This window comes from Jiangella alba (genome assembly GCF_900106035.1).
GTDB lineage: Bacteria > Actinomycetota > Actinomycetes > Jiangellales > Jiangellaceae > Jiangella > Jiangella alba.
Genome location: NZ_FNUC01000003.1, coordinates 990289 through 1013765, shown reverse-complemented (window position 1 = coordinate 1013765; position 23477 = coordinate 990289). Strand labels below are relative to the sequence as shown.

Annotated in this window: 23 protein-coding genes, 2 pseudogenes and 1 other annotated feature; of the genes and pseudogenes, 17 read left to right on the top strand and 8 right to left on the bottom strand. The window is 68.4% G+C overall.

All coding sequences use genetic code 11. The annotated features are described in order from the left end of the window. Positions 1 to 180: 180 nt before the first annotated feature. Positions 181 to 708 carry a TetR/AcrR family transcriptional regulator gene (locus BLV02_RS07360; protein WP_069111101.1) on the bottom strand — a complete coding sequence of 176 codons (528 nt, stop codon included), beginning with the start codon at positions 706 to 708 and terminating at the stop codon, positions 181 to 183. Between the two features lie 577 nt (positions 709 to 1285). After that, positions 1286 to 1894 carry a hypothetical protein gene (locus BLV02_RS07355; protein WP_069111102.1) on the bottom strand — a complete coding sequence of 203 codons (609 nt, stop codon included), beginning with the start codon at positions 1892 to 1894 and terminating at the stop codon, positions 1286 to 1288. A gap of 320 nt (positions 1895 to 2214) precedes the next feature. Between BLV02_RS07355 and BLV02_RS07350 the strand changes: the two genes are divergently transcribed. Continuing rightward, positions 2215 to 2400 carry a MerR family transcriptional regulator gene (locus tag BLV02_RS07350; RefSeq protein WP_216094187.1) on the top strand — a complete coding sequence of 62 codons (186 nt, stop codon included), beginning with the start codon at positions 2215 to 2217 and terminating at the stop codon, positions 2398 to 2400. A gap of 70 nt (positions 2401 to 2470) precedes the next feature. Here the strand turns inward: BLV02_RS07350 and BLV02_RS07345 are convergent, their stop codons facing one another. The 3 genes from BLV02_RS07345 to BLV02_RS07335 all read right to left on the bottom strand — a co-directional run bounded on the left by BLV02_RS07345 (position 2471) and on the right by BLV02_RS07335 (position 5166). Further along, entirely contained in the window at positions 2471 to 3379 is a 909-nt protein-coding gene (locus tag BLV02_RS07345; protein WP_171906724.1) for an alpha/beta hydrolase family protein, read from the bottom strand. 50 nt (positions 3380 to 3429) lie between these two features. Beyond that, on the bottom strand, positions 3430 to 3987 hold the full coding sequence (locus BLV02_RS07340; RefSeq protein ID WP_083288559.1) for an ArsR/SmtB family transcription factor: 558 nt from the start codon (positions 3985 to 3987) through the stop codon (positions 3430 to 3432). Positions 3988 to 4080: 93 nt separating this feature from the next. Then, on the bottom strand, positions 4081 to 5166 hold the full coding sequence (locus BLV02_RS07335; protein ID WP_069111105.1) for a hypothetical protein: 1086 nt from the start codon (positions 5164 to 5166) through the stop codon (positions 4081 to 4083). Between the two features lie 211 nt (positions 5167 to 5377). Here BLV02_RS07335 and BLV02_RS07330 point away from each other — a divergent pair, with 211 nt between their 5' ends. Then, a complete protein-coding gene (locus BLV02_RS07330; protein ID WP_069111106.1) occupies positions 5378 to 6253 on the top strand; it encodes a hypothetical protein in 876 nt (291 codons plus the stop codon). A gap of 306 nt (positions 6254 to 6559) precedes the next feature. Further along, on the top strand, positions 6560 to 7459 hold the full coding sequence (locus BLV02_RS07325) for a hypothetical protein (RefSeq protein ID WP_141711545.1): 900 nt from the start codon (positions 6560 to 6562) through the stop codon (positions 7457 to 7459). A 23-nt stretch (positions 7460 to 7482) separates the two neighbouring features. On the opposite strand, the gene BLV02_RS07320 is transcribed toward BLV02_RS07325, so the two are convergent. Continuing rightward, entirely contained in the window at positions 7483 to 7761 is a 279-nt protein-coding gene (locus BLV02_RS07320) for a hypothetical protein (protein ID WP_069111108.1), read from the bottom strand. A gap of 228 nt (positions 7762 to 7989) precedes the next feature. Continuing rightward, positions 7990 to 8214: a hypothetical protein gene (locus tag BLV02_RS07310; protein WP_069111110.1), complete on the bottom strand. Its 225-nt coding sequence runs from the start codon at positions 8212 to 8214 to the stop codon at positions 7990 to 7992. Between the two features lie 587 nt (positions 8215 to 8801). Here BLV02_RS07310 and BLV02_RS07305 point away from each other — a divergent pair. The 10 genes from BLV02_RS07305 to BLV02_RS07260 all read left to right on the top strand — a co-directional run bounded on the left by BLV02_RS07305 (position 8802) and on the right by BLV02_RS07260 (position 16097). Continuing rightward, the gene (locus BLV02_RS07305) at positions 8802 to 10097 is read left to right on the top strand and encodes an NsdA family TPR-like regulatory protein (RefSeq protein WP_216094188.1); all 1296 of its coding nucleotides are present in this window, start codon (positions 8802 to 8804) and stop codon (positions 10095 to 10097) included. Beyond that, entirely contained in the window at positions 10094 to 10630 is a 537-nt protein-coding gene (locus tag BLV02_RS07300) for a GNAT family N-acetyltransferase (protein WP_069111111.1), read from the top strand. The genes BLV02_RS07305 and BLV02_RS07300 overlap by 4 nt, the downstream gene beginning before the upstream one ends. Before the next feature lie 189 nt (positions 10631 to 10819). Continuing rightward, the gene (locus BLV02_RS07295; RefSeq protein WP_069111112.1) at positions 10820 to 11023 is read left to right on the top strand and encodes a hypothetical protein; all 204 of its coding nucleotides are present in this window, start codon (positions 10820 to 10822) and stop codon (positions 11021 to 11023) included. Continuing rightward, positions 11020 to 11556 carry a DUF6879 family protein gene (locus BLV02_RS07290; protein WP_069111113.1) on the top strand — a complete coding sequence of 179 codons (537 nt, stop codon included), beginning with the start codon at positions 11020 to 11022 and terminating at the stop codon, positions 11554 to 11556. Before BLV02_RS07295 ends, BLV02_RS07290 begins: the two co-directional genes overlap by 4 nt. After that, on the top strand, positions 11557 to 12402 hold the full coding sequence (locus BLV02_RS07285; RefSeq protein WP_069111114.1) for a helix-turn-helix domain-containing protein: 846 nt from the start codon (positions 11557 to 11559) through the stop codon (positions 12400 to 12402). A 195-nt stretch (positions 12403 to 12597) separates the two neighbouring features. After that, a complete protein-coding gene (locus tag BLV02_RS07280; RefSeq protein ID WP_069111115.1) occupies positions 12598 to 13764 on the top strand; it encodes a radical SAM protein in 1167 nt (388 codons plus the stop codon). Further along, positions 13757 to 14332 (top strand): 3'-5' exonuclease, encoded by a 576-nt coding sequence (locus BLV02_RS07275; protein ID WP_069111116.1) that lies wholly within the window; start codon positions 13757 to 13759, stop codon positions 14330 to 14332. Before BLV02_RS07280 ends, BLV02_RS07275 begins: the two co-directional genes overlap by 8 nt. Beyond that, the gene (gene tmk, locus BLV02_RS07270) at positions 14319 to 14960 is read left to right on the top strand and encodes a dTMP kinase (protein ID WP_069111117.1); all 642 of its coding nucleotides are present in this window, start codon (positions 14319 to 14321) and stop codon (positions 14958 to 14960) included. Before BLV02_RS07275 ends, tmk begins: the two co-directional genes overlap by 14 nt. A 385-nt stretch (positions 14961 to 15345) precedes the next feature. Next, entirely contained in the window at positions 15346 to 15765 is a 420-nt protein-coding gene (locus BLV02_RS37085; protein WP_216094189.1) for a helix-turn-helix domain-containing protein, read from the top strand. Further along, positions 15762 to 16097, top strand: coding sequence for a winged helix-turn-helix domain-containing protein (locus BLV02_RS07260; RefSeq protein WP_083288560.1), 336 nt, complete (start codon positions 15762 to 15764; stop codon positions 16095 to 16097). Before BLV02_RS37085 ends, BLV02_RS07260 begins: the two co-directional genes overlap by 4 nt. 32 nt (positions 16098 to 16129) lie before the next feature. Here the strand turns inward: BLV02_RS07260 and mobF are convergent. Further along, positions 16130 to 19686: pseudogene (mobF, locus tag BLV02_RS38210) on the bottom strand (MobF family relaxase). 117 nt (positions 19687 to 19803) lie between these two features. Here mobF and BLV02_RS07245 point away from each other — a divergent pair. From BLV02_RS07245 to BLV02_RS07225, 4 genes and pseudogenes are all read left to right on the top strand, one after another. After that, complete coding sequence (locus tag BLV02_RS07245; RefSeq protein ID WP_069111119.1) at positions 19804 to 20040, top strand: hypothetical protein; 237 nt, start codon at positions 19804 to 19806, stop codon at positions 20038 to 20040. Positions 20041 to 20562: 522 nt separating this feature from the next. Next, positions 20563 to 21737, top strand: a protein-coding gene (locus BLV02_RS07235; RefSeq protein WP_171906923.1) for an IS3 family transposase whose coding sequence is annotated in 2 segments (ribosomal slippage) — positions 20563 to 20841 and positions 20844 to 21737 — 1173 coding nt in all. Because the reading frame shifts where the segments join, the coding sequence is not laid out codon by codon here. Between the two features lie 99 nt (positions 21738 to 21836). Next, positions 21837 to 22133: pseudogene (locus tag BLV02_RS34960) on the top strand (hypothetical protein); the annotation flags it as partial. Between the two features lie 50 nt (positions 22134 to 22183). Further along, positions 22184 to 23427, top strand: a protein-coding gene (locus tag BLV02_RS07225) for an IS3 family transposase (protein WP_141711913.1) whose coding sequence is annotated in 2 segments (ribosomal slippage) — positions 22184 to 22472 and positions 22472 to 23427 — 1245 coding nt in all. Because the reading frame shifts where the segments join, the coding sequence is not laid out codon by codon here. Further along, positions 22471 to 22599 (top strand) — a sequence feature (AL1L pseudoknot). (Overlaps the previous gene by 129 nt.) Positions 23428 to 23477: the final 50 nt, after the last annotated feature.

Sequence of the window (23477 nt, the reverse complement as noted above, 5' to 3'; positions counted from 1 at the left end):
CGAACGCTTGCAAGGCACGCGACGACCGGCCGCTCAAGCAGCGGGAGGCTGGCGAGGTCCGCAAGGTTCAGTCCCCGCCCGAACTCACCGCTCTGCTGCACCACCACCGCGCCACGTTCGGCACGACACCCGACGGCCGGCTGTTCGACGGCGAGCGCAGCACCGACCACCTCCCAGCCTTCACCGTCTTCCGGGTCTGGAAGGGTGCCCACGAATCCGTGGTCGGAGCCGCGACGCACCGCTATGGGCGGAGACGATGGAGCCCTTCATCAGGATGTGCCACGACCGTGCGAAACCGTCCGGGTCACGGAGACCGGCCTCTTCGGCATGCTCCCGCACGATGGCCCGGATGTTCTCCAGGTACCCGATGCTCGCTGACCCCAGTGGATGGTCCGCACCCATCTGCAGCAACACACTGATGAACGAGCATCCCTCGAACGCGTCGCCGCCGAACCAGTCGTCGAACACGTCGAAGATCGCCAGCAGTCGCTCCTCGGCCGTGTCCCCCAGCCGCTCGGACTCCGCTTTCACCAGCCCGAGTGTCCACTGCTGCTCTCGTCGGGCCAGGAAGGCCAGCACCAGGTCGGCCTTCGACGGAAAGTGCCGGTAGAACGTCGCCCGGGCCACCCGAGACCGTTCGATCACCTCATAGACGCTGACAGCACGAATCCCACGGCGGGAGAACAACTCGTCGCCGGCCGTCAGAATGCGGTGGGGGCGCTGACCCGCGGATCACTCTCCTTCTCCTGGCCGGCACGCACTCCATCAACGCTACAACTCGGCCGTCCGCACGCAACCAGAGCCGGGTGGTCCAGGACCCGAGCGAGCTGGCACATCCGTGGCGCGTCAGCGACGTGTGGGCGCTCCTTCATACCGTGGCCTTGACCGACGCGGTCGAGACCGTCCGCTGGGTGCGCGCGCCGAGGACACGGACGATGAGTGGTGGGGCGTGCGGCGGGCCCTCCATGATGCGCTCATCGTGATGGGTGATCCGATGACGAGCGCAGTCGAGAAGGAGCAGGCGCTCAGTGCCGCGCAGGCCGTGCGTGTTGGGCGGTGATCCGTGCCTGACCTTCAACCATGGTCAACTATCTGAAATGCTCGCTAACCTGGTCGAACCCTCGCAAAGCACCCCGCTCGTTCGCTCCCCCGTCGACGAGTGGGGTGTCTTGCGTCTGGCCACAGCGGACGGCCCGATCATCCGCCGTCGAGCCGCAAGAACCTGCTGGATGACGTCCTCTCCCCCGTGCCTGACCGCCCGCGCCTGTCCTGACCGGCCGCACGGTCAGCGCGGTTCTCCTCGCTGCAGTACGTCGAGGGTGGCGTCGACGAGGGCGTCTGCCTGGGTGTCGATGACGTGCAGTCCGCGCCAGCGCTGCCAGCCGTAGCGCTCGAGGATCGCCCCGACTCGGGTGGCGGCTGCTTGAGCCTCGTCGGTGCTGCTGGTGTCGAACTGGACCGGTGAGATCCGGCAGGCGGCCAGCCGGGCCTGGGAGCGGAACCTCTCGACCGTGGCGGACATCAGCAGGCCGGCCAGGCCCAGGCCGCGCCAGGGCGGCGCCAGCTCCCAGTCGGTGATGGCCAATACCGCGGATGTGCGGGCGATGTTGGGTGAGCTGATGAGTTGGTCGACGGCGGGGTGGAGCTTGCCCGTCCTGGGCTCGAAGGCTGTTTGCAGCACGAACCGCAGTTCCTCCGGGACCGGGTCGACTCGAACTGGATCGGGCCAGGCCATCCAGGCGGTGATGTGGCCTACGTGACGGACACGTGCATCGCAGTCACCCTCGACGTCGGCGCTGGCATACCAGCGCCGAAGCGCAGGCGTACTCCAGGCGGGCCCGCACTGGTAGACCGTGAGGGCCACAGTCAGCGGGTCCGCGGGCGGGTCAGGCATCGGATACCACCCTGGGCCGCGTGGCCACGCCCGCCGTGTCGATCGTGCGGGGCTTCCGGCCGGGTGGCCGCCCACCGTGGGCTGGGCGGCCACTCCGACCGCAGTCCGGAGCGCAGCGTGTGAAGGTCCGCGGTCGGACGTGGTCTGGCGGTCGACGCCCACGGGGGTTGCGTCGGCGATGCCCAGGCTCGCCGCACATTCACACGTCCCACCGCTGGACCACACCGCGAGTCTAACGCGGTATTCGATGCAATCAATGCAAACCAGGTATTCGCTGCACGACCTGGTAAACGCGGCTTTCGATGCACGACGGTGGTGGTGTGACAGCCAAGCCCGTGTCGACAGGGGTCGCGGCGAAGGCGATCGGCGTCGACCCGACGACTCTGACGCGGTGGTGGCACAAGGGCATGGTCGCGCCGGAGTTCGTGACGCCCGGTGGGCACGCCCGCTGGGATGAGGAGAAGCTGAAAGCGCAGCTGCGAGCGCTGCGCGATCGCGAGGACTAGTACTGCAACGGCACCTGGCCGCGTGATCTTGGATCATGGCGCGTCATTGCTGGGGTCGGTGAATAGCCTCTCAAGAAACGACCTGGCGTCCTGTGAGGAACGCTCCGACCGTGGCGAGGTAGGCGGGCGCGAGCTGGTCTCGGCGCGACACGGCCGGATCGGGCTCGGCGATATAGAGGCCATGGTCGGCTCCGGGGAAGACCGCAAAGCCGTGCTCGGGGTGCGGCGGGAGGTATTCGGCGAACGCCGCCACACTCGCCTGCACAGGGATGACGGTGTCGGCGGCGCCGAACAGCGTCAGCACCGGACAGCGGACCTGTGGCATCACGGTGGTCGGGTCGAAGTCCAGCATGCCGCGCAGGAACCGCAGGTTGGCCGGAGTGTCATAAGGGAACAGCACCGTGGCGTACCAGGGCCGGCCCGCGTATCGCGACTGCTCGGCAAGGACGGCCTCGGCCGACGTGCCGCGTCGGATCAGGTCCGCTCGGGCGTCGACCCAGGCCATGGCCTCGGTCACGGTCGCCTCGTCGTGTCCTTCGGCGCGCACCCACGTTTCCAGCCGCTCGCGCTCCTGCTGCGCCGGTGTGGTGCCGGGGCCGGAGTGGCAGACGACGAAGTCGACCGACTCGGGTTCGAGGGCGGCTGCCAGCAGCGCGACCCAGCCGCCCTGGCTGATGCCGTAGAGGCCGACCGGTTGTCCCGCGGTGGCCGGGTGGGCTCGCAGCACACGCACGGCAGCAAGGGTCTCGCGAGCTCGATCCTCCAGCGTCTGCTCGGTCCAGTGCCCAGGACAACCTCCACAGCCGGGCTTGTCGTGGCGCAACACGATCGACCCGGCGTCCGCGAGCCATTCCGGCCATCCGCCCCAGTCGAACCGGTCGCCGTCACCCGACCCGTCGACCAGGACCACCCCCGGCAGCGGGATGGTCGCGGCGGGGATGCGGATGATCGCGCCGAGATCGCCGACGGCCGTCGGCACGACGGTCTCGGTCTCCTGCGCCGTGGCGTCCGGCGGTGCGCCTTTGGTGCTCATGCGCGGGGCTCCTCGGGGTCGGTGGCGGCTGGTGTGCCAACCAGCAGGATGCGCACGAACCGGTAGTGCTCCGGCCAGCCGGAGCGTTCGGTGAGCCGCGCGACGTACGGCTCGATCACGGCCGCCAGTCCCGCGCGCACGGCGGCGAGCTCGGCGGTCGTCAACGGGATCGTGGCGCCGCCGACGAAACCGGCGTCCCGCCACGGCTCGGGCTGCTGCGCACTGCGCGCCAGCCACGCGGCGATGCGATCGGTCTCGCGCTGGACGAACACCCGCTCCAGATGCTCGACGGCCGGCCCTTCGCCGGACCAGCTCTGCTCGATGTCGGTCAGCTGCCAGGGGCGTTCGCGACCATCACCCCGGGAGTCGGCGTGCTCGACGAACCCATACTTGGCCAGCTGTCGCAGGTGGTAGGAGCAGCTGGCCTGGGTCGAGCCGAGCTGACGTGCGCACTCCGCGGCCGTCGCCGGCCCCACCGTGCCGAGCAACTCGATCAGGTCCAGCCGCAGCGGGTGCGCCATGGCGCGCAACGCGGGCGGGTCGGTGATCTGCACAAAGCCAAAGATATCTTTGACATTCGCGTCGATGTCAACTACGACGTCACCAAGTGCCCTTGCAGTACTGGGCCGTTGTCGCGCCGGGACGCGCTACAGGTGGGGGCCGTCGCGGCGGGACTCGTCGTGCGGGTGCGGTCGCGGTGTGGGTGGGCGGGCATCTTCGGCCGGTGCTGCGTGCCGGGTGGGCGCCAGTGGTGAGGGCTCGTGTCCTTGGCGGTTGGGGTTGATTGTGGGGAACTCGGCGCCGATGAGGTCGCCGGGCCGGCGGCCGGGGTGATCGCGAGGTGCCTGGCCGGTGGCGGGAACAACGGTGGCCGCGATCAGCTCCGAGGACATTGCCTCGGTGAGCGGGTCAGCTGCGGGTGCCTCCGGGTCGCCGCGGTGTCCGAGGATCACCTCGAGCGGCGCATGCAGGCCCAGGTTCGTGGCGACCTGCGCCGCGGTGGCGAGGTAGTTCTCGGTGTAGGCAGCCTTCTGCGCGGAGTAGGCGGCGTCCACCGCGTCGGCGGCGGCGACGGCCCGGCGCCGGGTCTGCTCGGGAAGCTTATCGTCGTGGATGGCCGGCGAGAGGCCCTGCAACGCCCGGTGGTAGCGGTCTCGCAGCCCGAACCTGTCGAACGCGTCGTCGACGTCCAGGAGCATGCGCACTGGCTCGGTACGAAAGGCGGGGAGCGTGTCGGGCAGCTGCTGGCCGAGCAGGGCGGCGATGGTGGTCATGTTCGGCGTGATCGGCTGGCCGGCGAACAGTTCTGTGATACCGCCGATGCGGGTGGCGACGCTGTCCAGCGCATCGGTGAACTCGTCGGCGAACGGATACGGGGACCGGCCGTCGTCACCGATGTAGGCGACAGCCTGGCGGGCCAGCCCGGTGACGGCGCTGATCGCCCAGGACACGACCGCCTCGTGGGAGCCGCGGTCCGGGCCGGGGCGGCGTTCGGTGCCGTCGGCGATCAGCGACGTGATCAGCGCGGTGCGCTGCGTGGCCGGTTGGCCGGCGAACAGCTCGTCGGTGCCGCCGACGCGGGCATTGACCGCGGCCAGGATCTCGGCCAGCTCGTCGGCGACGTCGAAGGGACGCTCCCCCGCATCGGTCAGGTGTCGTTCGCGAGCGACCGCCGTCAGCGCGACGACCGTCGCGACGAGCGGGTCGTTCATGGCCATCTCGTTGTCGAGCATGCCTTGGCTCCTCCCACAGAAGAGGGTTCGCGGTGTTTCCGCTACCCCGCTCATAGGTGGCGGCGCGCTCCCCACCGATGCGCGCGGACTCACTCGCGCGCCGCCGCGGTGACGGGCAGAGCAGTTAGTGGCGTCTGTCGGCGTCGCAATTCGTGGGCGCGGTGGTGCACCTCATCGACATCAGCAGCGGACGGGTGCGATGGGAGAAGCCATGGCTGCGGAGGAACCCCAGGAAGTGCACAGCGTCGTAGGTGCACTACACCTGTCGGTGTCGTACATCGCGTCGGCCCCGCTCGGCCCCGGCGAGCTGATATCCCGGTTCTCGTGGCGGGTGGCATCGGCCGATCCCCACCTGCCCGGCACGCTGTTCGACGATCATCTCCACGAGGTCGCCGATCGTGAACTGTCCGCTCGGGACGGGCTGCGCGCGCTCGCCGGCCTGCTGGTCGAGGCAGGCGAGGGCTTCTTCTCCCAGGATCCAGGCACCATGGAGCTGCCGCTCTGGCTGTCGGCGATGGCGGCCCGCCACCTGAACGACTTGAAGATGGTGGCCCTGACCGGCGTGACCCCTGCCGAGATGGTCACGGTCGGGATCCCCGCGGACCGCCTGCTCCTGGCCGTCGAGGTCGCCCGGGAAGCACTGCACGCCGAGACACAGATGAGCGGTCCCGGCGTGTTCGACACGAACACCCTTGCCGCTCTGCAGCGATTCGCGGCCAGGGCAGACCGAGACGTCGCCGTCCCGGACCCTGGTGATCCGCTCGGTCCGCCGCTGTATGAAGGACCCGCCAGCGAAGCTCATCAACGCCTGTCGCCCGGCCGGTATCAGGCGCACCTGCGCCACCACCCTGGACAGCGACTCGTCGTGATCGTCGCAAGGTCAGAGCTCTCCGGCGGCCCGATGGCGGCCTCGTTCACTCGGCTCAGGCCGACCGGTCGGCCACGCACTCCGCCCACGAACGGTCCGGGTGCGTCGTCGGACACGCCCCACCAGCCTCGCTCACCGCGGCAGTCCGGCGGCTGGACGCCACGGCCGCCGACGGCGCCGCCAGACTCGGGCGCCGACCCGCTGGCGCCCGGGCTGTAGGACGGCGCGCGGGCACGAACTCCGTACGGCCGGGCCGCGGCCAGGCGGTTCAGTTGCTCAGTTGCTCGGTCTCGTGAGATGGCTGAGAGGCCAGTTACCGACGACCGGGCCCGTCCACCGCTAACTCGTCATCCGCTCCGGAGCCAGCACTCCCACGGGATGAGTCTGCGGTGTTCGCCATCCTGGCCATATCGCCGGCGTCGGTGAGTGAACCCCTCGGCGCACCACGCGGCGGGGCGGCGCCGGCCCGGTGCTGACGCACCTGCCGTGATCGGGACATGGGCGTCATGCGCGGGCGAGGGCGGCGTGGGTGAGCCCGTGTACCTGAGCCATGTCAGCCCAACCGACACGGTTGCGATGGGAGACGCGATGGTGACAGAAGACATGCGAGAGAGGCACTGCGCCGTGGGTGACCTGCATCTGTCAGTGCGGGTCAGCTCGGCCGGGCTGGATCCTGAGCAGAAGGCGACCCGCCTCGCGTGGCAGGTGCGGTCAACCGATCCGGACCTACCGGGCATACTGTCCGACGATCACGTCTACGAGTTCGTCGAGCGCGCGCTAACGGCCCGGGAAGCGCTGCGCCTGGTGGCGCACATGCTCGTCGACGCCGGCAACGAGTTCCGCGCCAGCGCAGAAGGCGGACTGCGCTTCCCGCTCTGGCTGTCGGCCATGGCGCATCGACATCTCGCCGACCTCACGTTCGTGACCTGGACCGGGATCAGTCCCTCTGAGGTCCGGACCGACGGGCTGCCCGCGGACCAGTTCCTGCTCGCGGTCGATCACGTGCGAGACACGCTGCGTTCCTCGGCTGTGGAGCCTGGTTACGGCCTGCACGGACCCCAGCTTCGGTCCGTCCTGCAGGAGTTCGCGGCGAAGGCAGACCGAGACGTGACCGTGCCGCACCCTGGCGACCCGAACGGAACGCCACTCTATGAGGGGCCCGCTGGCGATGCTCACGAACATCTGATGCCCGGCCGCTACCACGCACATGAACGTCACGACCCCACGCAGGAGATCATCGTGCTCGTCACGCCCGCGCCGTTGTCAGGAGGCCTGATGGCGGCCGCCTACAGCAACGCCGACACCGACGACCAGGAACGTACCCAGCATCCACGCACACCAGAGCGACCGGCCGACAGGACACAACGACCGCCGTCGGCGAGCCAGGATCCAGATCGAGCCGACCCGCCATTCCCACAGTTGTAACGGCCGGACGGTGGCCTGCTCAGCTACTGCCCCGCGCGCCGGGCACCGGCACGCATGCCCCTGGCGATCGCTTCGGCGTTGGCGACCTGGAACACGATGCTCAGGTCCCGGCCTCGGCGCGGAAGCATCGTCAGCTCGACAGCCTGCGGCTGATCACCTACCTGCACGACGTTCACCCCGATCGAGCGGCCCTCAGTAGTGCGGAACGCCGTCAGGTACTGGCGGTGCACCTCGTGCTCGCCGGCCTCCTCGCACCATTTGCGCGCGCACCTGTCGGGCTGGGCAAGGCTGCGGGTCGTCATGCGGACTCCGCTTCGTAGCAGATCCGCATCGTCGGGAACGTCCTCTCCGCACCGTCGGGCCCTTCAACGTCCTGCAGCTGCTCGAGCGCTGCGTCGACCGCACGGTGGACACGGGCAGGGGTCCAGCCGCTCCGCTGAGCGCTGCGAGCAATGTCGTGAAGCCGGTCAGCGACAGCGTGAATCTGTCCGGGCGTGAGGCCCATATCGAGGATCGTCCCTTCCAAGGTGTCAGATGTGAGGCTCGACCGTGCAGTGCCAGCCGCCGCCGGTCGCGGTCCAGGCATCGAGCCGGGCATAGCCGAGGTCGAACAGCTCGGCGTCAGCGCCGTCAGGGAGCGGCGCGCCGTAAGACAGCGGCCGGTCGGTGACCGGGCCGCCGGCGTCGGAGACCAAGAGATAGTCCAACAGGCACCCGGACAGCGACGACGGCAAGATGTACGCGCCCAAGGTCACGAGCGGGTGGATTCTCGACGCGTGAGGCTGCGTCGCCAGTGCTCGGCCCAGCCAGCCATGGCGCACGGCCAAGCCTCGCGACACGCCGCACAGGTGGATCGACGAGTCGGCAGCCAGCGACCCAACGGCACATGGGCCGCCCGCACCGCCGAGGCGTAGTCGTCGATGCGCTCCGGCGACCAGTCAACAAGGCCATAACCCTGCACACGCGCAGTGAAGCCAGTCATCGCAACTCTCCAACACTGACGGACGTGTACCGCGGGACCCGTCGGCGTCGTGCAGCCCAGGAGTCCGAGGACGTCGAGCCACTTCGCGCCCGGAATCGCTGGACTGAGCCGACCGTCGCCTGGGCGTGCGAGATGACCACAGGGTCGATCGGCTGGCGGGCCGAACCCACTCCACGGACCAGACCGCCGATGCGGTGACGGGTAACGTTGACCATGTCGAAATCGTCTTGTCAGTGGTCCGGACATCTCGACCGCCGCCGACGGACATCTAGGGGACCCGGCAGGACATCTCAGTGACATCGGTTTCCGCGACAGGGTTGGAGCGCGATGCTTGCTCGTAGAGGGATGGGAGGTGACGACGTGGCGGAGCAGCTGCGGCCTGCGACTCTCCTTCATTGGCTCATCACCCAGAAGGACTGGACCTTCGAAGACGCCGCTCAGGAGTTCGAGGTCACCGCGAAGAGGGCGGGGATCAGTGCGACGGTGAGCCCGCGCCACCTTGGGCGGATGGCACGCGCCGAGACCCGCGGGCGCACGCCGAGTGCGTCAACGCGACGAGTGCTCCGGCTCCTCTTCAATCGGTCCGTTGACGAGCTGCTGTCACCTCCTCCCTCGGATCCAACCGATGCAACCGGCGGACACTCCGGATTGGGAGACGAGGTCGACATGGCGGCTGAACGCGCACGAGCCTTCGGTGAGCGGTCGCGCTCGCGACTGACCGACGAAGCGATGGAGCAGATCTACGACGAGGTTCGATCGCTCGCGACCGACTACCCGCAGCGGCCGGTCCTTCAGCTGCTCCCCAGTTTGATCAAGGTCCAAGGTGACCTGATGGACCTGATCGAGACCCCGCAGCAGCACCCGATGCACCTACGTCGGCTCTACTTCCTGACCGCGGTCACCTCGGGCCTGGTCGCCAAGTCCTCACACGACCTGGGACGTACTCCAGCGGCCATGACTCATGCGCGCACCGCGCTCCTCTGCGCCGAGCAGGCCGGCCACGACGGCCTGCGCGCATGGATCAATGGACTGGAAAGCCAGTTCAGCTACTGGTCTGGACGCCCACGTGACGCCGTGCGCTACGCCCAGCGGGGCGCCGAGTTCGCCGAACGTGCAGGCTCGACGGCCGCCGTTTGGCTCCCGGCAAGCGAGGCCCGAGCGTGGGCCGCTCTCGGGCGCATCGACGAAACGCGCACTGCCATCGGACGGGCGGAGTCCGCACTTGACCGCGCGGAACAAGACGATCTCGACGATCTCGGTGGCATCTGCACCTTCTCCCGCAGCCGCCAGTTGTACTACGCCGCCGATGCTCTCGCCTGGTTCCCATCGGCCGGAGCCGACGCTGAGCGATACGGTGAAGCCGCAGTGACCGCCTACGCCGCACACGACGACGACTGGGCCTTCGGCGATGAGGCTGGCGCTATGAGCGACCTAGCCCTCGCACGCATTCGCCGTCAGGAGCTCGGCGGCGCGATCGAGGCCGTCCGGCCCGTGCTCGAGCTGCCGCCCGATCAGAGAATCCATGGCATCGCCTCCTCGGTAGATCGCGTGCATGGAGCACTGATGAACTCCGGTATCCGATCGTCTGAAGCGGCCGAGCTTCAAGAGGAGATCGAGGTCTTCCGCCGCACTGCACTGACCGCGATCGAGCGATGACCGACACCTACCCGCTGAACCTATCCGGATCACAGGTCATCCTGCGCGAGTTCGCACCCGACGACCTCGACACCATCGCCGGCGTCGTAGGTGACGACCGCGTAACGACCTTCCTCTCTTTCGACAGCCGCAGCCGCGGCCAGGCGAGCACGATGCTGACCCACATGCTCAGCAGCGCCAAGGCAGATCCTCGCGCCGAGTACTACCTTGCGATCCAACCGCAGGCCGGCCCGCTCCCTGTGGGCTTTATCCGGCTCGCCCACTCCGGGGTTCGCGCCGCCAAGATCGGCTATGCCGTCGCGGCCGATCACTGGGGACGCGGCTACGCGACCGACGCCGTCGGCACGGTGATCCGCTTCGCGTGGGACGTCCTCGATCTGCACCGGATCACAGCCGCCATCGGCCCGCAGAACGCTGCCTCTATCGCCGTTGTGAAGCGCGTCGGCATGGAGTACGAAGGGCGACTACGCGATCACGTCTTCACCAACGGCGCTTGGCGCGACTCCCTACTGTACTCGATCATCCGCCAGTGATCATGCGACCACCAGTACTACTCAGAACATCCACACGCCTACTTCTGCTCTCTCCGTAGCCGTCAGAACGATCGCAAGGACTGCGAACCCAGGCTGGCAATCGCAATCGATCGCAATTTGCTTCCACGGTGACGTGCGGGCGGGCTACGGTGCGGTCCTCAGCTCACCTCATCCCCGGGAGGGAACGCCATGAGACTTCGATACCTCGGCAAGACCGGCGGCTCGGACGTCGACGGCTGTCCTGCGCTGTACGCGACGGACCGCGGGACGTACGTGGTCCAGGGCAAGCTCGTGACCGATCCGGAAGCGATCGCCGACCTCCGCAACGTCGCCGACGACGAGTTCTACGTCGAGGTGCCGGCAGACGTTCTCGACCTGGCCGATCGCGCGTGACGCCAGAGTCCGTCACGCGCGACGCCGTCCGTGAACTGTTTCTCACCTATCGGCGCACAGCCTTCCGACTCGAGACCCGCGAGGCGTACAACGAGCCCTACACGCCACGGGCGTTGGCTCAGTTCCTGGCCGGCGAACCGGTCGACGTCTCGTTTCTCGACACGTGGACCACACAGCGTCGTGCCGATCTAGCTGCCGGCAAACAGATGTCGCGCGTTCGCGTCGTGACGGAGCCACTCAACGACTATGCGCGCTACTCGCTGCACGTATCACGCGTGAACGTCGAAGCCGGCGAGGACATCCGCTACCTCGCGCGCGACCGCGCTGAATTGCTCTCGCTGCCAGACGAGGACTACTGGCTATTCGACTCCGAGCTCGCTGCGGTCTTCAGTTTCGGCGACGACGGCAAGATCGATGACATTCTGATAGTGGACGACCCCGCAGGCATCGCCGAGCGCTGCCGATGGCGCGACGTCGCTTGGGCGAACGCAGTCAGGAGGGAGGAGTACGCCGCCGTCCACGGCGTGACCTGAGTGACCACCTTCCAGCGGGAGCGAGCGACGCTCGGCCAGCGGCTCCGCGAGCTGCGCAAGCATTCCGGCCTCAACGGCAAACAGCTTGCGGAGTCGCTGTCGTGGCAGCCCAGCAAGGTGTCACGGATCGAAGGCGGGAAACAGACACCGTCGGACACCGACGTTACGCAATGGGCGAATGCGTGCGGGGTGCCCGACCAGGCTGGTGATCTGGTGGCCGCTCTTCGAAATCTCGACGGCCATTATGTCGAGCACCGCCGAAAATTCCGCGAGGGCATGGGACATGGCCAACGAACCTTTGCGACCTTTGAGGCTGACCTGTCCTTCATGCACAACGTGGAGACCGTCGTTATTCCCGGCCTCCTCCAGACCGCCGAGTATGCACGTTCACGCTTCTCCAGCGGTCTAAGATACTCAGGGTCGCACGAGGACATCGACGAGGCCGTGGCCGCTCGCATGGAACGTCAACGCATTCTCTACGACCGCCATAGGTCTTTTCACTTCATAGTCACTGAGGCCGCCTTGCGGTACCGCCTCTGCGACGCCGAGGTCATGGAGGGGCAGCTCGACAGGCTCCTCGGGATTGCTGGATCCTCCCGCCTGCGTCTCGGGATCATCCCGTTCGAGCGGCAGCTCAGCGTCAAGGCTCCGCTACACGGTTTCGCGATCTACGACAACGAGACCGTAATCGTAGAGACCATCACCGCGTCGGTGACCACCGCCGAACCCTCCGAGGTCACCCGCTACGTGGCCCTGTTCGCAGATTACGCGGAGCTAGCCAGTTACCAGGCCAGCGCACGCGCGCTGATCACCCGCTCGATAGCAGAAACCCGGCGGACATCTTGACGCGAATTGCAGCATCGCGCGAAGTCCGACGCTGCGTCAGCAAAAGCGCGCAATCTACCTTCCGAGCCGTTCAATGAATGGTTATGGTCCCTGCGTTGGCCGAATTTCCCGGCCCGCCGGTTCCGGTGGCGCGAGATGGTGATATCTCTCGCGCCACTAGGGCCGCCCACAGGTGCATTCATGCGAGGTGCCGACATGCAGACCTTTGTGCCGTTGCTCCGGCCAGACGAGATATCGCGGCTGCCTGAACGCGCGCGCGAGGTGGTGGAGTATCGCAAGTCCGGGCTGTCCTTGAACCATGTGGTCGGGTGTCCGTTGGACTGCGCGTACTGCATCAGGCACACCTACGGTGTGTGGGACCAGCGAGTTCCGAAGGCAATCATGCCCGACGGCGACGCCGTCGCAGAGCTGGTCGGTCATCGGTACTTCCAGCCGCACGTCACGCCGATCCAGGTGTTCAACCGCGCGACCGACCCTTTCCTCCCGCGGGTCAAGGAAAGCCTGTTCGCCGTCCTAGCCGACCTGGACGCCCGCCGACTGACCAACCACGTCCTCGTGATCACACGGCATCAGGTCAAGCCCGAGGACTGCACCCGACTCGACGCCCTGCGCAAGATCAGAGTTACCCTGCTCTTCACCTACTCCGGGATCGCCGACACGTCGATCGAACCGTTCCCGTCGCACATCGCGGCCCGGTCGCTACACGTCGCCAGCACGCGACCCGCACGCCGCTATCGCACCATCCTGTACTGGCGGCCGCTCGTGCCGGGGCTCAACGACTCCAGCGCGCATCTCGCCGACGCCGTCAAGCTGAGCCGGGCCGCAGACGCAACCGTGTTCACCGGGTTGTTCTACCGGGACGAGATCGCCGCCTACTACCGGCAGCACGGACTCACCGAGCCCTACTCCAGCACCGCACGACGCAAGATCGTCCCCGAGACGCTGGAGCAGCGGGTCCTGGCCGCTTTCAGGGCCCAGGGTGGTGGAGCGCTGTTCCGTAAGACCTCCTGTGCGGTGTCCTACGCGCACAACCTCCCCGATTACAACGGCCACTACGGCATCCGCGAACTATGCGACATCTGCCCCCTCAGCCAGGTCGACCGCTGCCGCACCGCACACCGCCGGCCGATGGCGCACGAAATCGTCGATGCGGCGCGAAGCCTGCCCGGCGGGCAGGGCGCCCAGGTGACGCGCCTGACTGACCGCGCTGCCGTGCTGGCCGGCCTTAACGGCGAGCAGGCGCGCTACTACCTGCAGCACCGGTTCGCCTTCCAGATGCACGACGTCGCCCACCCCCACCACCGAGACCGGCACGGCCGCGCCGACATCGGCTGGAGCGAAGGGAACCCGAACGATGAATGACTGGACCAGCCGCTCCTACGCCGTCGTCGACGTCGAAGGCAACGGACAACGACCGCCGTCGCTGGTCGAGGTAGCCGTCGCCCCGATCGACCACGGCGTGGCCGGCCCAGCCGTGTCATGGGCAATACGCCCCCCGGCGCCGATCACCGAGATCGCCCGGCGCATCCACGGGATCAGCAACAGTGACGTCGCGGCGCAGCCGCCTATCAGCGCGGTCGCCGACGACATCGCTGCTGCGATGGCCGGCCGGGTGTTCGTCGCTCACGCAGCCTACGTCGACCTCGGCGTACTCACCCGCGAACTCCCCGGCTGGGGCCCGGCCGCCGGCGTCGTCGACACCCTCAAGCTGTCGCGCTCCCTTCTCGCCGATGCGCCGTCGCACAAGCTCACCCTGCTGGCCGCCCATCTCGGAATCGCCGGCGGGCTCCCTGGACTGCGGTCTCACCGCGCCGGATACGACGCCACCATGTGCGCCCGGCTCTTCGTCTACCTCGCCGAGCTGCCCGGCGGCGCGGACGCGATCACGACATCGCTCGGCGAGGACGGTGCCGACGATGCCCTCTTCTGACCCACTGCCAGGACTGTTCGTCACGATCGACGGCCCAAGCGGCATCGGTAAGTCCACCACCGCTCGCACTCTCCACGCCCTGCTCACCCAGGACGGCCACAACTCGCACCTCACCTGCGAACCCTCCGGCGGTCCGATCGGCACCCTGGCGCGCGAACTCACCGAACAGGTCACCGGGCCTGCACTGGCGTGCCTTTACGCCGCCGACCGCTACCACCACCTCGAGAACGAGATCCGGCCCGCCATGGCCACCGGCAAGATCGTGATCACCGATCGCTACCTACTCTCCGGACTGGTTATGCAACAGTTCGACGGCGTCGACCCCGCGTTCATCCGTGGCATCAACGCCGACATCGACCGCCCTGACGTCGCCGTCGTCCTCGACGCAGACCCTCACGTCATCACTGGCCGCCTCGCCGCCCGCGGCAAGCACAACCGCTTCCAGCGCATCACAGCCAGCTCGTTCCTCGAAGCCCACCTGTACCGCAAAGCCACCGAGGAACTCACCGCCGCCGGCTACCCAGTATTGCGCCTCGACTGCACACAAATCAGCCCCGAACAGGCCGCCGACCACATCCGTGACGCCCTTGCCGGACCAATCGCGACTTTGTCCGTGGGCACCTCCTGACCCCCACATTCCATGATCGGAACCCGGCCATGCTACGACGCGACACCGAATACGTCCTACCTGGAATGCCCGTGACCATGTCTGACTGGTCCGCTCACTGCGCCGTGACGGCGAACGGATCCTCCAGATCGGCCCTGGCCACCTCGAACTCGACGCTCCAGCGTTGACCGTGTCCACCTCCGAACGATCGCAATGGGGCTGCTTCACCGGCCGTTGCTGGGCGCATACGACGGGGGAGCAACCTTGCGCGTAGCCGGTGGTCGCAGTCGGAGCACACCAAGTCCTTCAGACATCGCACGTTCGTCGTCGACCACAACGGCATGCAGGTCGTCGGCTCGACACACAAGCCCGACAGCAATGCTGGCGGGGATGAGGAGATCAAACCATGGTGAGTGCCGCCGAACATCCGGAGTGGAAGCGCGGCGAGCAGATCTATCTGCGTGAGCGTGACGCTCCTTGGAGGGTCGACGAGGTGTACAAGGACACGGGCGCGTTCGTCCGCCTGAGCCGGGTGGAGCCCGACGGCGGGGTCGGGCGCCTGCGCGTTCGGATCGAGGTCCTTCGTGCCTACATGCGCGCGATTTCTCGGCCGCAGCCTGAACGGGGTGTTCAGGGCGAGTTCGGCTATCGGCTTCGCGCGACCCGCGTCGGGCGCGACATCTCGCAGTCCGAGCTTGCGCCTCTGGCGGGGCTGCATTGGACTGCGCTGGGTCATATCGAGGCGGGCCGGCGGAACACGTCGCTGCGTGTGCTGTACGACCTGGCGGACGCGTTGGATGTTGCTCCGAGCGAGCTGCTGCCATGACCAGCAGCGGCGACAGCAGCGCTGGCGAGCCAGCTCGTTCGACGGCGCCCGGGTCGTCCCTGCCGAGCGATGGGCAGCGGAACACGATCGATCATGACCATCCGACCTACGTCTACGTGCAGCTGGCTGATCATCTGCGGGAGCGGATCCTGCGCGGTGATCTGAGCCGGCAGCGGCGGTTGCCGCACCAGGTTGCGCTTGCCCGGGAGTACGGCGTGGCGGATTGGACGGTGCGTCGCGCGATTGCGGTGCTTCGTGAGGAAGGGATCGTCACCGTGAGCGGACGCGGGATGTTCGGTCCGATGCGTGAGGATCGTGGTGATGGAGAGTAGGGCCGAGTCGGCCGTCCAAGCGCGCCCGGTCGCTACAGCGCGACCATGCCGGCGTCCTGGGCGGGGGCGCCGGCGCGCGTGGGTCGGCCCGGGTCGCTGAGGTGTTGTGCGGCAGTGAGGGCTGCGGCGGCGCGGGCGGCGTCGATCTTCTGTGCGGCGTGCTGCGCTTCCTCACCGAGCGGGTGCGCTGTGGTGACGTGGTAGCGGTCGCGGTAGGCGGCGACGGTGCGGGCGTGGTGTCGCCAGTGCGCGGCGCAGCGACGATCGGACGGTGGGCGGCCGAGGTGGGTGGTCCAAGGCTGGCGGTCGTGGAGGTCGGTATCGAGGACGGCGCCGGCGCGGGCTTCGATGAGGGCGCCGCGTTGTGCGAGGGCGTCGTACACGTCCGGGCTGATCCTGCCGCCGGCTTCGGGGATGAGCCCGGCGATGTGCCGCCGCTGCGTGCGGCGGAGGGTGCGGGCGGGGTGTGCGGTGGCGCGGGCGAGGCGTGCGTGCAGGACGGCGGCGATGTCGTCGGCGTCGTGGAATCCACGCGCCCGGGCGAGCCGCGGCAGGAGCTGGTGGACGTTGTGGTGGTTGGCTTCGGCGCGGCGTAGCTCGGCGGTGAGCGCACCGAACGCGTCGGACGTGATGACGGCGTCCGCCTCGACGGCACTGAGCCCGCAGGAGCGGATGAGGGTGACCCAGCGGTCGTGCTGGGCTGCGGCGGCGATGGTCTCGTATTCGGCGGCGAGTTGGGCGATCGTGCCCCACTGTTGCTGTTCGGTGGTGAGGGTTTCGTGCGCGGACAGTTCTGCACCGGAGTGTTGGAGCACGCCGTAGAGGACGGTGCGGGCGATGGCGTCGGGGTTGTCGCCGGGGTGTGGGTCGGTGTGGGCGGGGTCGGGCTGGTCGGTGGCGACGTAGGCCATGTTCAGGTGCCGGCCGCGGGTGAGCGCGACGTACAGGTTCTCCCGCGTCGTCGTGGGCAGGACGAGGACGTGCGCGGTGTCGGTGGTGATGCCCTGAGCGCGGTGAGCGGTGATGGCGTAGCCGAGGTCGACGTGCTCGGCGACGTACCCGGCGGGCAACACCACCGCACCACCGCCGCGGCGCCGACGTCGACCGTTGGTGGTGGCGCGGCGCACGGTCAGTGCCCCATCGCGGGCCACGGCGAGGACGGTCCAGCGGTCGCCGTTGCGGACCCAGCCGCTGCGGGTGCGCAGGCGGCGTTCGTTGCGGCGGGTGACGATCGTGTCCCCGGCGGCCGCGGCGGTCCCGTCATGCAAGTCAGCCTCTCCGGCGGCGGGCCTGACGAAGCCGTCGAGGATGAGGTCGGCGCGGGCGCGCGTGTTGAGTTCGGTGACGCTGTGGCGGGCCTCGGCAATGAGGACCGAGGCTTTGCCTGCTTGGGTGTCGGCGCGCCAGGCGGTGTAGGCGGCGTCGACCATGGTCTCGGTGTCGCCGCCAAGGACGCGGTCGTGCTCGAGGTAGGTGTCGACCACCTCGGCGCGCCCACGCCGCAGCTGCAGCGACGCGGCGCGCTCCCACACGCTCGTGAGCCGGTGCACGTCGAGCAGTTCCGGGGCGTCGTCGCGGTTGTGGACGAGCAGCGAGAACGCCCCGCCCGCGTCCACGGACTGGAGCTGGGCGTAGTCCCCGACCAGGAGCACCTTCGCACCGGCCCGCTCGGCAGCCGCGGTGATCCGATCCAGCGACAACGTCCCGGCCAGCGACGCCTCATCGATGAGGACGAGTTGCCCGTCGCGGAATCCGACGCCGCGGACCTGGTGGTCATGCCACCACTTGGCCGTGTTCTCCGCCTCGATGCCCAGCTCGCCGGCCAAGACCTCCGCGGCAGCCGCAGACGGCGCCAACCCGACCACCGACCCGGGGCCATGCTCGCGTTCCCACGCACGGCGCAATACCCGCATGGCGGTGGTCTTCCCGGCACCGGCCGGCCCGACGAGCACGTCCACGACGCGCCCCGACACCGCGACCGCGGTGAGCGCGGCCACCTGGTGCGGGTCCAGGCGCTGTCGGCCGCGGCCGCGGCGCCGCATTGCCGCGTCGACGGTGCGCAACGCGAGTGTCGGGCCGGTGGCGTCGCGGCTCCGACGCAACAGGCGGTCTTCGGCGGCGAGCAGCTGCTGCGAGGAGAACACCGTCGAATGCTTCGGTCGGAACACGCTCGTGCCGTCCGCGCGCAGGAACGCGGCCGGCGTTGGCGCGAGCTCGGGCGGGGTCAGCCGCAGCGACCCGTGCTCGGCGGCGTCGACGACCAGCCCGATCACGGCTTCGCGATCGGCGGCGGTGGCGAAGCGCCAGTCCATCGTCTGCCGTGCGGCCTCGGCGTAGAGGTTCCACCGCCGCCACGTCGACCGCTTCTCCCCACCACCTCCAACACCCGCGCACCGCGTGCACGGATCACCTCGAGCGGCACATCATCAGCACGCAACACCAGCGGGGCCGCGCTCGGCGTCGTGACCGTGCGGGCCCAGCTGGTCGCGTCGGCGCCGAGTACCCGGCCGGCGCGGGTGCGCCACCCGGCGGTGAGCTCCGCGAGCGAGCGCACCTCCTTCTTCGGGCGGGTCGCCAGCGTTGCCCGTGCACGCAACCGCAAAATGGTCGCCCGCGACGGGCGCCGGCCGTGTTCGGTGACGTAGGCGTCGACGAGCCGGTCCGTCTCGATCTCGATGTGCCGGCTCCGGGTCGAGAACTCGGCCACCAGCTCAGGCGGCACCGCGGCGATCGCCCATTCCGGGTTGCGGTCCCGGCCCCGCTCCCGGGCCTCCCAATCCACACCCAGGACACGGGTGAGATGGTCGGCGACCAGCGCCTCATGCAACTCCGACAGCGCAACCGTTGCCGCGTGCATCGGCCGCCCATCCAACGCCCGCCACCCATCATCGAGAACCGTGCGCACCTTGTTCGAAATCACCACATGGGTGTGCAGGTGCGGGTCGCCGGCCCGCGAGTCGTAGTGGTCGAACGCCGTCGCGATCACCCCGGTCACGTCGACCTGCGCAACCGCGCCATCACCGGCGCCCGCGCCCATGCGGGTCGCCGCAACCTCGCGCTCCATGAACGCCACCACATCCGCGATGGCGGCATGATGCGCCCGCGCGATCAACGCCTGCGTGCCCACGTCCGCCACCGCCCACACCACCGACGCCGACTTCGGCAACGAGAACGTGAAATCGAACCCCGTCACCACCCGGCGGGTCCCCCGCGCGGCCTCCTCCGCCGCGATCGCTGCCACCGCACGATCACGCGCCGCTGCATCCACCGCAGAGCCAAGTTCCACGACCCGCTCACGAACCCGATCAGCGACACCACGAAACGCCGGCAGGCCACGCCCCAACGGCTCCCCCGTCAAGGGGTGACGGCCCATCCCGACCAGCAACTGCAACTGCGGTTCGCTCACCCGGTCGCCTACCGCCAGCGGGCCGCCCAACGACGCAAGCCCGGAGCCGAGCCACCACCCCGGCGGCGTCCCCGACTCCGCGTAATACCTCGTCAACGGCGTCGACAACGACCGATCCCCATCCGCGGCCGCGATCGTCCGCGCCAGGTACCTGTAACCAGCCCCAGCAGACATCACCCGCATCGACACCGTCACACAGAACAGGTGGGCGGTGACGAAGGCCGCTCACCATGGCCGGGCGCGCAGGCGCGCACAGTCCGTCGAGGCATGCTGTAGGTGGCGCTGTGGGGAGGTGGCCGGATGGCCAAGGTGAAGTTCGAAGCTGGGATGCTCGTAAAGATGCGGCCGGAGCAGGCGGCTGAGGCCAACCGCCTGTCGGCAGATGCTGCCGACATCGTGGGTGAGGTCGTGATCGCCTACGACGACAATGGCGATATTCACGCAGAGTTTCCCCGCTTCGGAATGGGCGTATTCCGACCCGAGGAGCTGGAGATCGTCCACGTTCCGCCGCCGCCGCACGAGGCCGAATCGCCATGACCAGCGCAGATCCGGTCACAGCCCGATGAAAGACACTCAACAGTGCCATGGCGTTCCCATCCGGTCGGTAGCGAAGCTGACCAGCGGTCCGATGGCACGCGGCGACGTTCCTCTGCAGCCGGCGCCTATCGAACTCGATGCGGGCAATCGGGGGCGGTCACGAATCACCGCCCGGGTCGGCCGGCCCGGGTCGGCCAACCGCCAACTCTCAGCAGCGTTCACTTCCTCCACACCGCGAGGTCGGCGAGCCACAACCAAAGGCGTTCCGCCCTGAGCGTCCCTTCGTGAACCGCTGGCGTGCTCCTGCGCTTGAGGAGCGCACGCCGCCATCAGATGGGAGCGGGCCGTAGCGGGCCGCTCCCGGCGGATTCGCGGCGCTCCACCTCGATCTGCAAGAGGCGTGGCGCCGTATCAAGGGATCTTGGATGTGGGCCGGTGGTGTCAGGCTGCGTTGGGTCTGCCGCACGGTTAGGTGACACCTGATCTGTGGTGCCGGAGGGCACCGCTGGGAGGATGTGTGCCGTGCCCAGACCCCATCCGAAGGAGTTCCGCGACGACGTGGTGGCCGTGGCCCGTCGTGGGGAGGCTCCGGTTGCGCAGGTCGCGAAGGACTTCGGGATCAGTGAGTCGTGTCTGCGTAACTGGTTGCATGCCGCCGATGTCGAGGACGGGCACCGGCCCGGGTCGACCGCGTCGGAGTCGGCAGAGTTGCGCGAGTTGAGGCGCCGTAACCGGTTGTTGGAGCAGGAGAACGAGGTCCTGCGGCGCGCGGCGGCGTACTTCGCTCAGGCGCATCTGCCGGGAAAATGATCTACCCGCTGGTCCGTGATCTTGCTGCCGCCGGCGCCGCTGTCCGGGTGCCGGTCGCGGTGACCTGCCGGGTTCTGAACCTTGCCCGCCAGCCCTACTACCGGTGGCTCGCCGACCCGGTCACCGCTGGCGAGCTCGAGCAGGCGTATCTGGCCAACGCGTTGTTCGACGCCCACCGTGACGACCCGGAGTTCGGCTACCGGCTGTTGGGCGACGAAGCACGCCAGCGTGGTCATCACGCCTGTGACCGCACGATGTGGCGGATCTGCGCCGCGAATGGCTGGTGGAGCGTGTTCGGCAAGAAGCGCGGCACGAACGGCAAACGCCCCGGCCCGCCCTCGCACGATGACCTCGTGCGCCGCGACTTCACCGCGGACAGGGCGAACCAGTTGTGGCTGACCGACATCACCGAGCACCCCACCGGTGAGGGCAGGCTCTACCTGTGCGCGATCAAGGACGTGTACTCGAACCGGATCGTGGGCTACTCGATCAGCAACCGGATGAAGTCGGGCCTGGCCGTGAACGCCCTGGCCAGCGCTGTGGCGCGCCGCGGCGGTGACGTGGCCGGGTGCATCGTGCACTCCGATCGCGGGTCGCAGTTCCGGTCCCGGCGGTTCCTGCGCGAGCTGGCCCGCCACGACCTGACCGGATCCATGGGACAGGTCGCCTCCGCCGGCGACAACGCCGCCATGGAGTCGTTCTTCGCGCTACTGCAGAAGAACGTCCTGGACCGCCGCCGCTGGGCCACCCGCCAGGAACTACGCCTGGCGATCATCACCTGGATCGAACGCACCTACCACCGACGCCGCCGCCAAGCCCGCCTCGGACGCCTCACCCCGATCGAGTACGAGACCATCAACACCACTCAGGTCGCACTCGCCGCCTGAGACCCGCCGTCACCAATCCGTGCAGCAGACCCGTTCACCTGCTGGGTGAGGAGGGTGCCTGTTCGGGGGGTGCCGGTGAGCGGTGGGTGGTGGTCAGAGATGGGTGCTGGCGGGGATGGTGGTGATCCGGCGCTGCGGGTGCTGTCGCTGGGGGCTGGGGTGCAGTCGACCACGCTCGCGCTGATGGCGGCGGCGGGCGAGTTGCCCGCGCTGGATGTGGCGATCTTTGCGGATATGGGGTGGGAACCGGCGGCGGTCTATCTGCATCTGGAGCGGCTGGAGGCCGCGCTGGGGTCGTCGGGGATTGTGGTGCATCGGGTTTCGGGTGGTGATATCCGCCGTGATGTGGTGGACCCGCAGCGACGGTTCGCGTCGTTGCCGTACTTCACTCTGGCTCTGAACCGCCCCGGGATGTCCGGAGACTTCATTAGTTGGAGGATGAGGTCATGGCGCGTCCCAGCAAGTACCCGCGTGAGCTTCGTGAGCGGGCGGTCCGGGCGGTAGCGGAGTCGATGGAGCAGGGGCAGTTCTCGAGTGAGTTCGAGGCGATCCGCACGATCGCGGGCAAGCTCGGGATCGGGTCGGCCGAGACGTTGCGTAAGTGGGTCCGTCAGGCCGAGGTCGATGGCGGTTCCCGGCCGGGCAGGACCACACAGGAGCTGGCGGAGATCCGGGAGCTCAAGCGCGAGGTGGCCGAGCTGCGCCGGGCGAACGAGATCCTCAAGAGTGCGTCGGCTTTCTTCGCGGCGGAGCTCGACCGCCCGTCCAGGTTCTGACGGCGTTCGTCGACGAACACCGTGAGGAGTTCGGGGTCGAGCCGATCTGCCGCGTGCTGTCCGAGCACGGGATCAAGATCGCCCCGTCCACCTACTACGAGGTCCGCAGCCGTGAGCCGTCGAAGCGGGCGCTGCGCGACACGCAGATCATCGAACTGATCGCCGCGGCGCGTGAGCAGCGGTTCGTCGCCCGGTTCGGTGCCCGCAAGATGTGGCTGCACCTGCGCCGAGCCGGCCATGACGTGGCTCGGTGCACGATCGAGCGGCTGATGACAGCAAACGGCTGGCAGGGCGCGCTGAGGGGCCAGCGAACGCGGACAACGATCCCTGACCCGAAGGACGCCCGAGCAGCCGATCTGGTCGATCGCGACTTCACCGCCACCTGCCCGAACCAGCTGTGGGTGGCCGACTTCACCTACGTCGCGACCTGGTCCGGCACCGTCTACGTCGCGTTCATCTTCGACGTGTTCTCCCGGATGATCGTCGGCTGGCGAGCAGCAACCAGCATGAGCACGCAACTCGTGCTCGACACCCTCGAACACGCCATCTGGTCACGCCGCCAGGCCGGCATCACCGACCTGTCCGGCCTGGTCCACCACACCGACGCCGGCTCCCAGTACACCTCGTTCGCCTTCACCACCCGGCTACTGCAGGCCGGCGTGGACGCATCGGTAGGTTCGGTGGGTGACGCCTACGACAACGCCATGGCCGAGTCCCAGATCGGCGCCTACAAGACTGAGCTGATCCGCCACGAGGGACCCTGGCGCGACGTCGAGCACGTCGAGTTCGAAACCCTCAACTGGGTCCACTGGTTCAACCAAGAGCGAACCCACGAATCCATCGACGACCTCACACCGATCGAAGTCGAAGCCGCACACTACGCTGCACGAAACCGTCTCATCCCGACCGGGTAGAGACACGATCCGAAGTGTCCGGACATCCCGGGGCGGTTCACTCCGCCTCG

Bases quoted from the DNA above. Each gene is read 5' to 3' on its own strand.
- tmk (WP_069111117.1), top strand. From the start codon at position 14,319: ATGCCCTCTTCTGACCCACTGCCAGGACTGTTCGTCACGATCGACGGC.
- BLV02_RS07280 (WP_069111115.1), top strand. From the start codon at position 12,598: ATGCAGACCTTTGTGCCGTTGCTCCGGCCAGACGAGATATCGCGGCTG.
- BLV02_RS07275 (WP_069111116.1), top strand. From the start codon at position 13,757: ATGAATGACTGGACCAGCCGCTCCTACGCCGTCGTCGACGTCGAAGGC.
- BLV02_RS07355 (WP_069111102.1), bottom strand. From the start codon at position 1,894: ATGCCTGACCCGCCCGCGGACCCGCTGACTGTGGCCCTCACGGTCTAC.
- BLV02_RS07245 (WP_069111119.1), top strand. From the start codon at position 19,804: ATGGCCAAGGTGAAGTTCGAAGCTGGGATGCTCGTAAAGATGCGGCCG.
- BLV02_RS37085 (WP_216094189.1), top strand. From the start codon at position 15,346: ATGGTGAGTGCCGCCGAACATCCGGAGTGGAAGCGCGGCGAGCAGATC.
- BLV02_RS07335 (WP_069111105.1), bottom strand. From the start codon at position 5,166: ATGCTCGACAACGAGATGGCCATGAACGACCCGCTCGTCGCGACGGTC.
- BLV02_RS07295 (WP_069111112.1), top strand. From the start codon at position 10,820: ATGAGACTTCGATACCTCGGCAAGACCGGCGGCTCGGACGTCGACGGC.
- BLV02_RS07300 (WP_069111111.1), top strand. From the start codon at position 10,094: ATGACCGACACCTACCCGCTGAACCTATCCGGATCACAGGTCATCCTG.
- BLV02_RS07260 (WP_083288560.1), top strand. From the start codon at position 15,762: ATGACCAGCAGCGGCGACAGCAGCGCTGGCGAGCCAGCTCGTTCGACG.
- BLV02_RS07330 (WP_069111106.1), top strand. From the start codon at position 5,378: ATGGCTGCGGAGGAACCCCAGGAAGTGCACAGCGTCGTAGGTGCACTA.
- BLV02_RS07320 (WP_069111108.1), bottom strand. From the start codon at position 7,761: ATGACGACCCGCAGCCTTGCCCAGCCCGACAGGTGCGCGCGCAAATGG.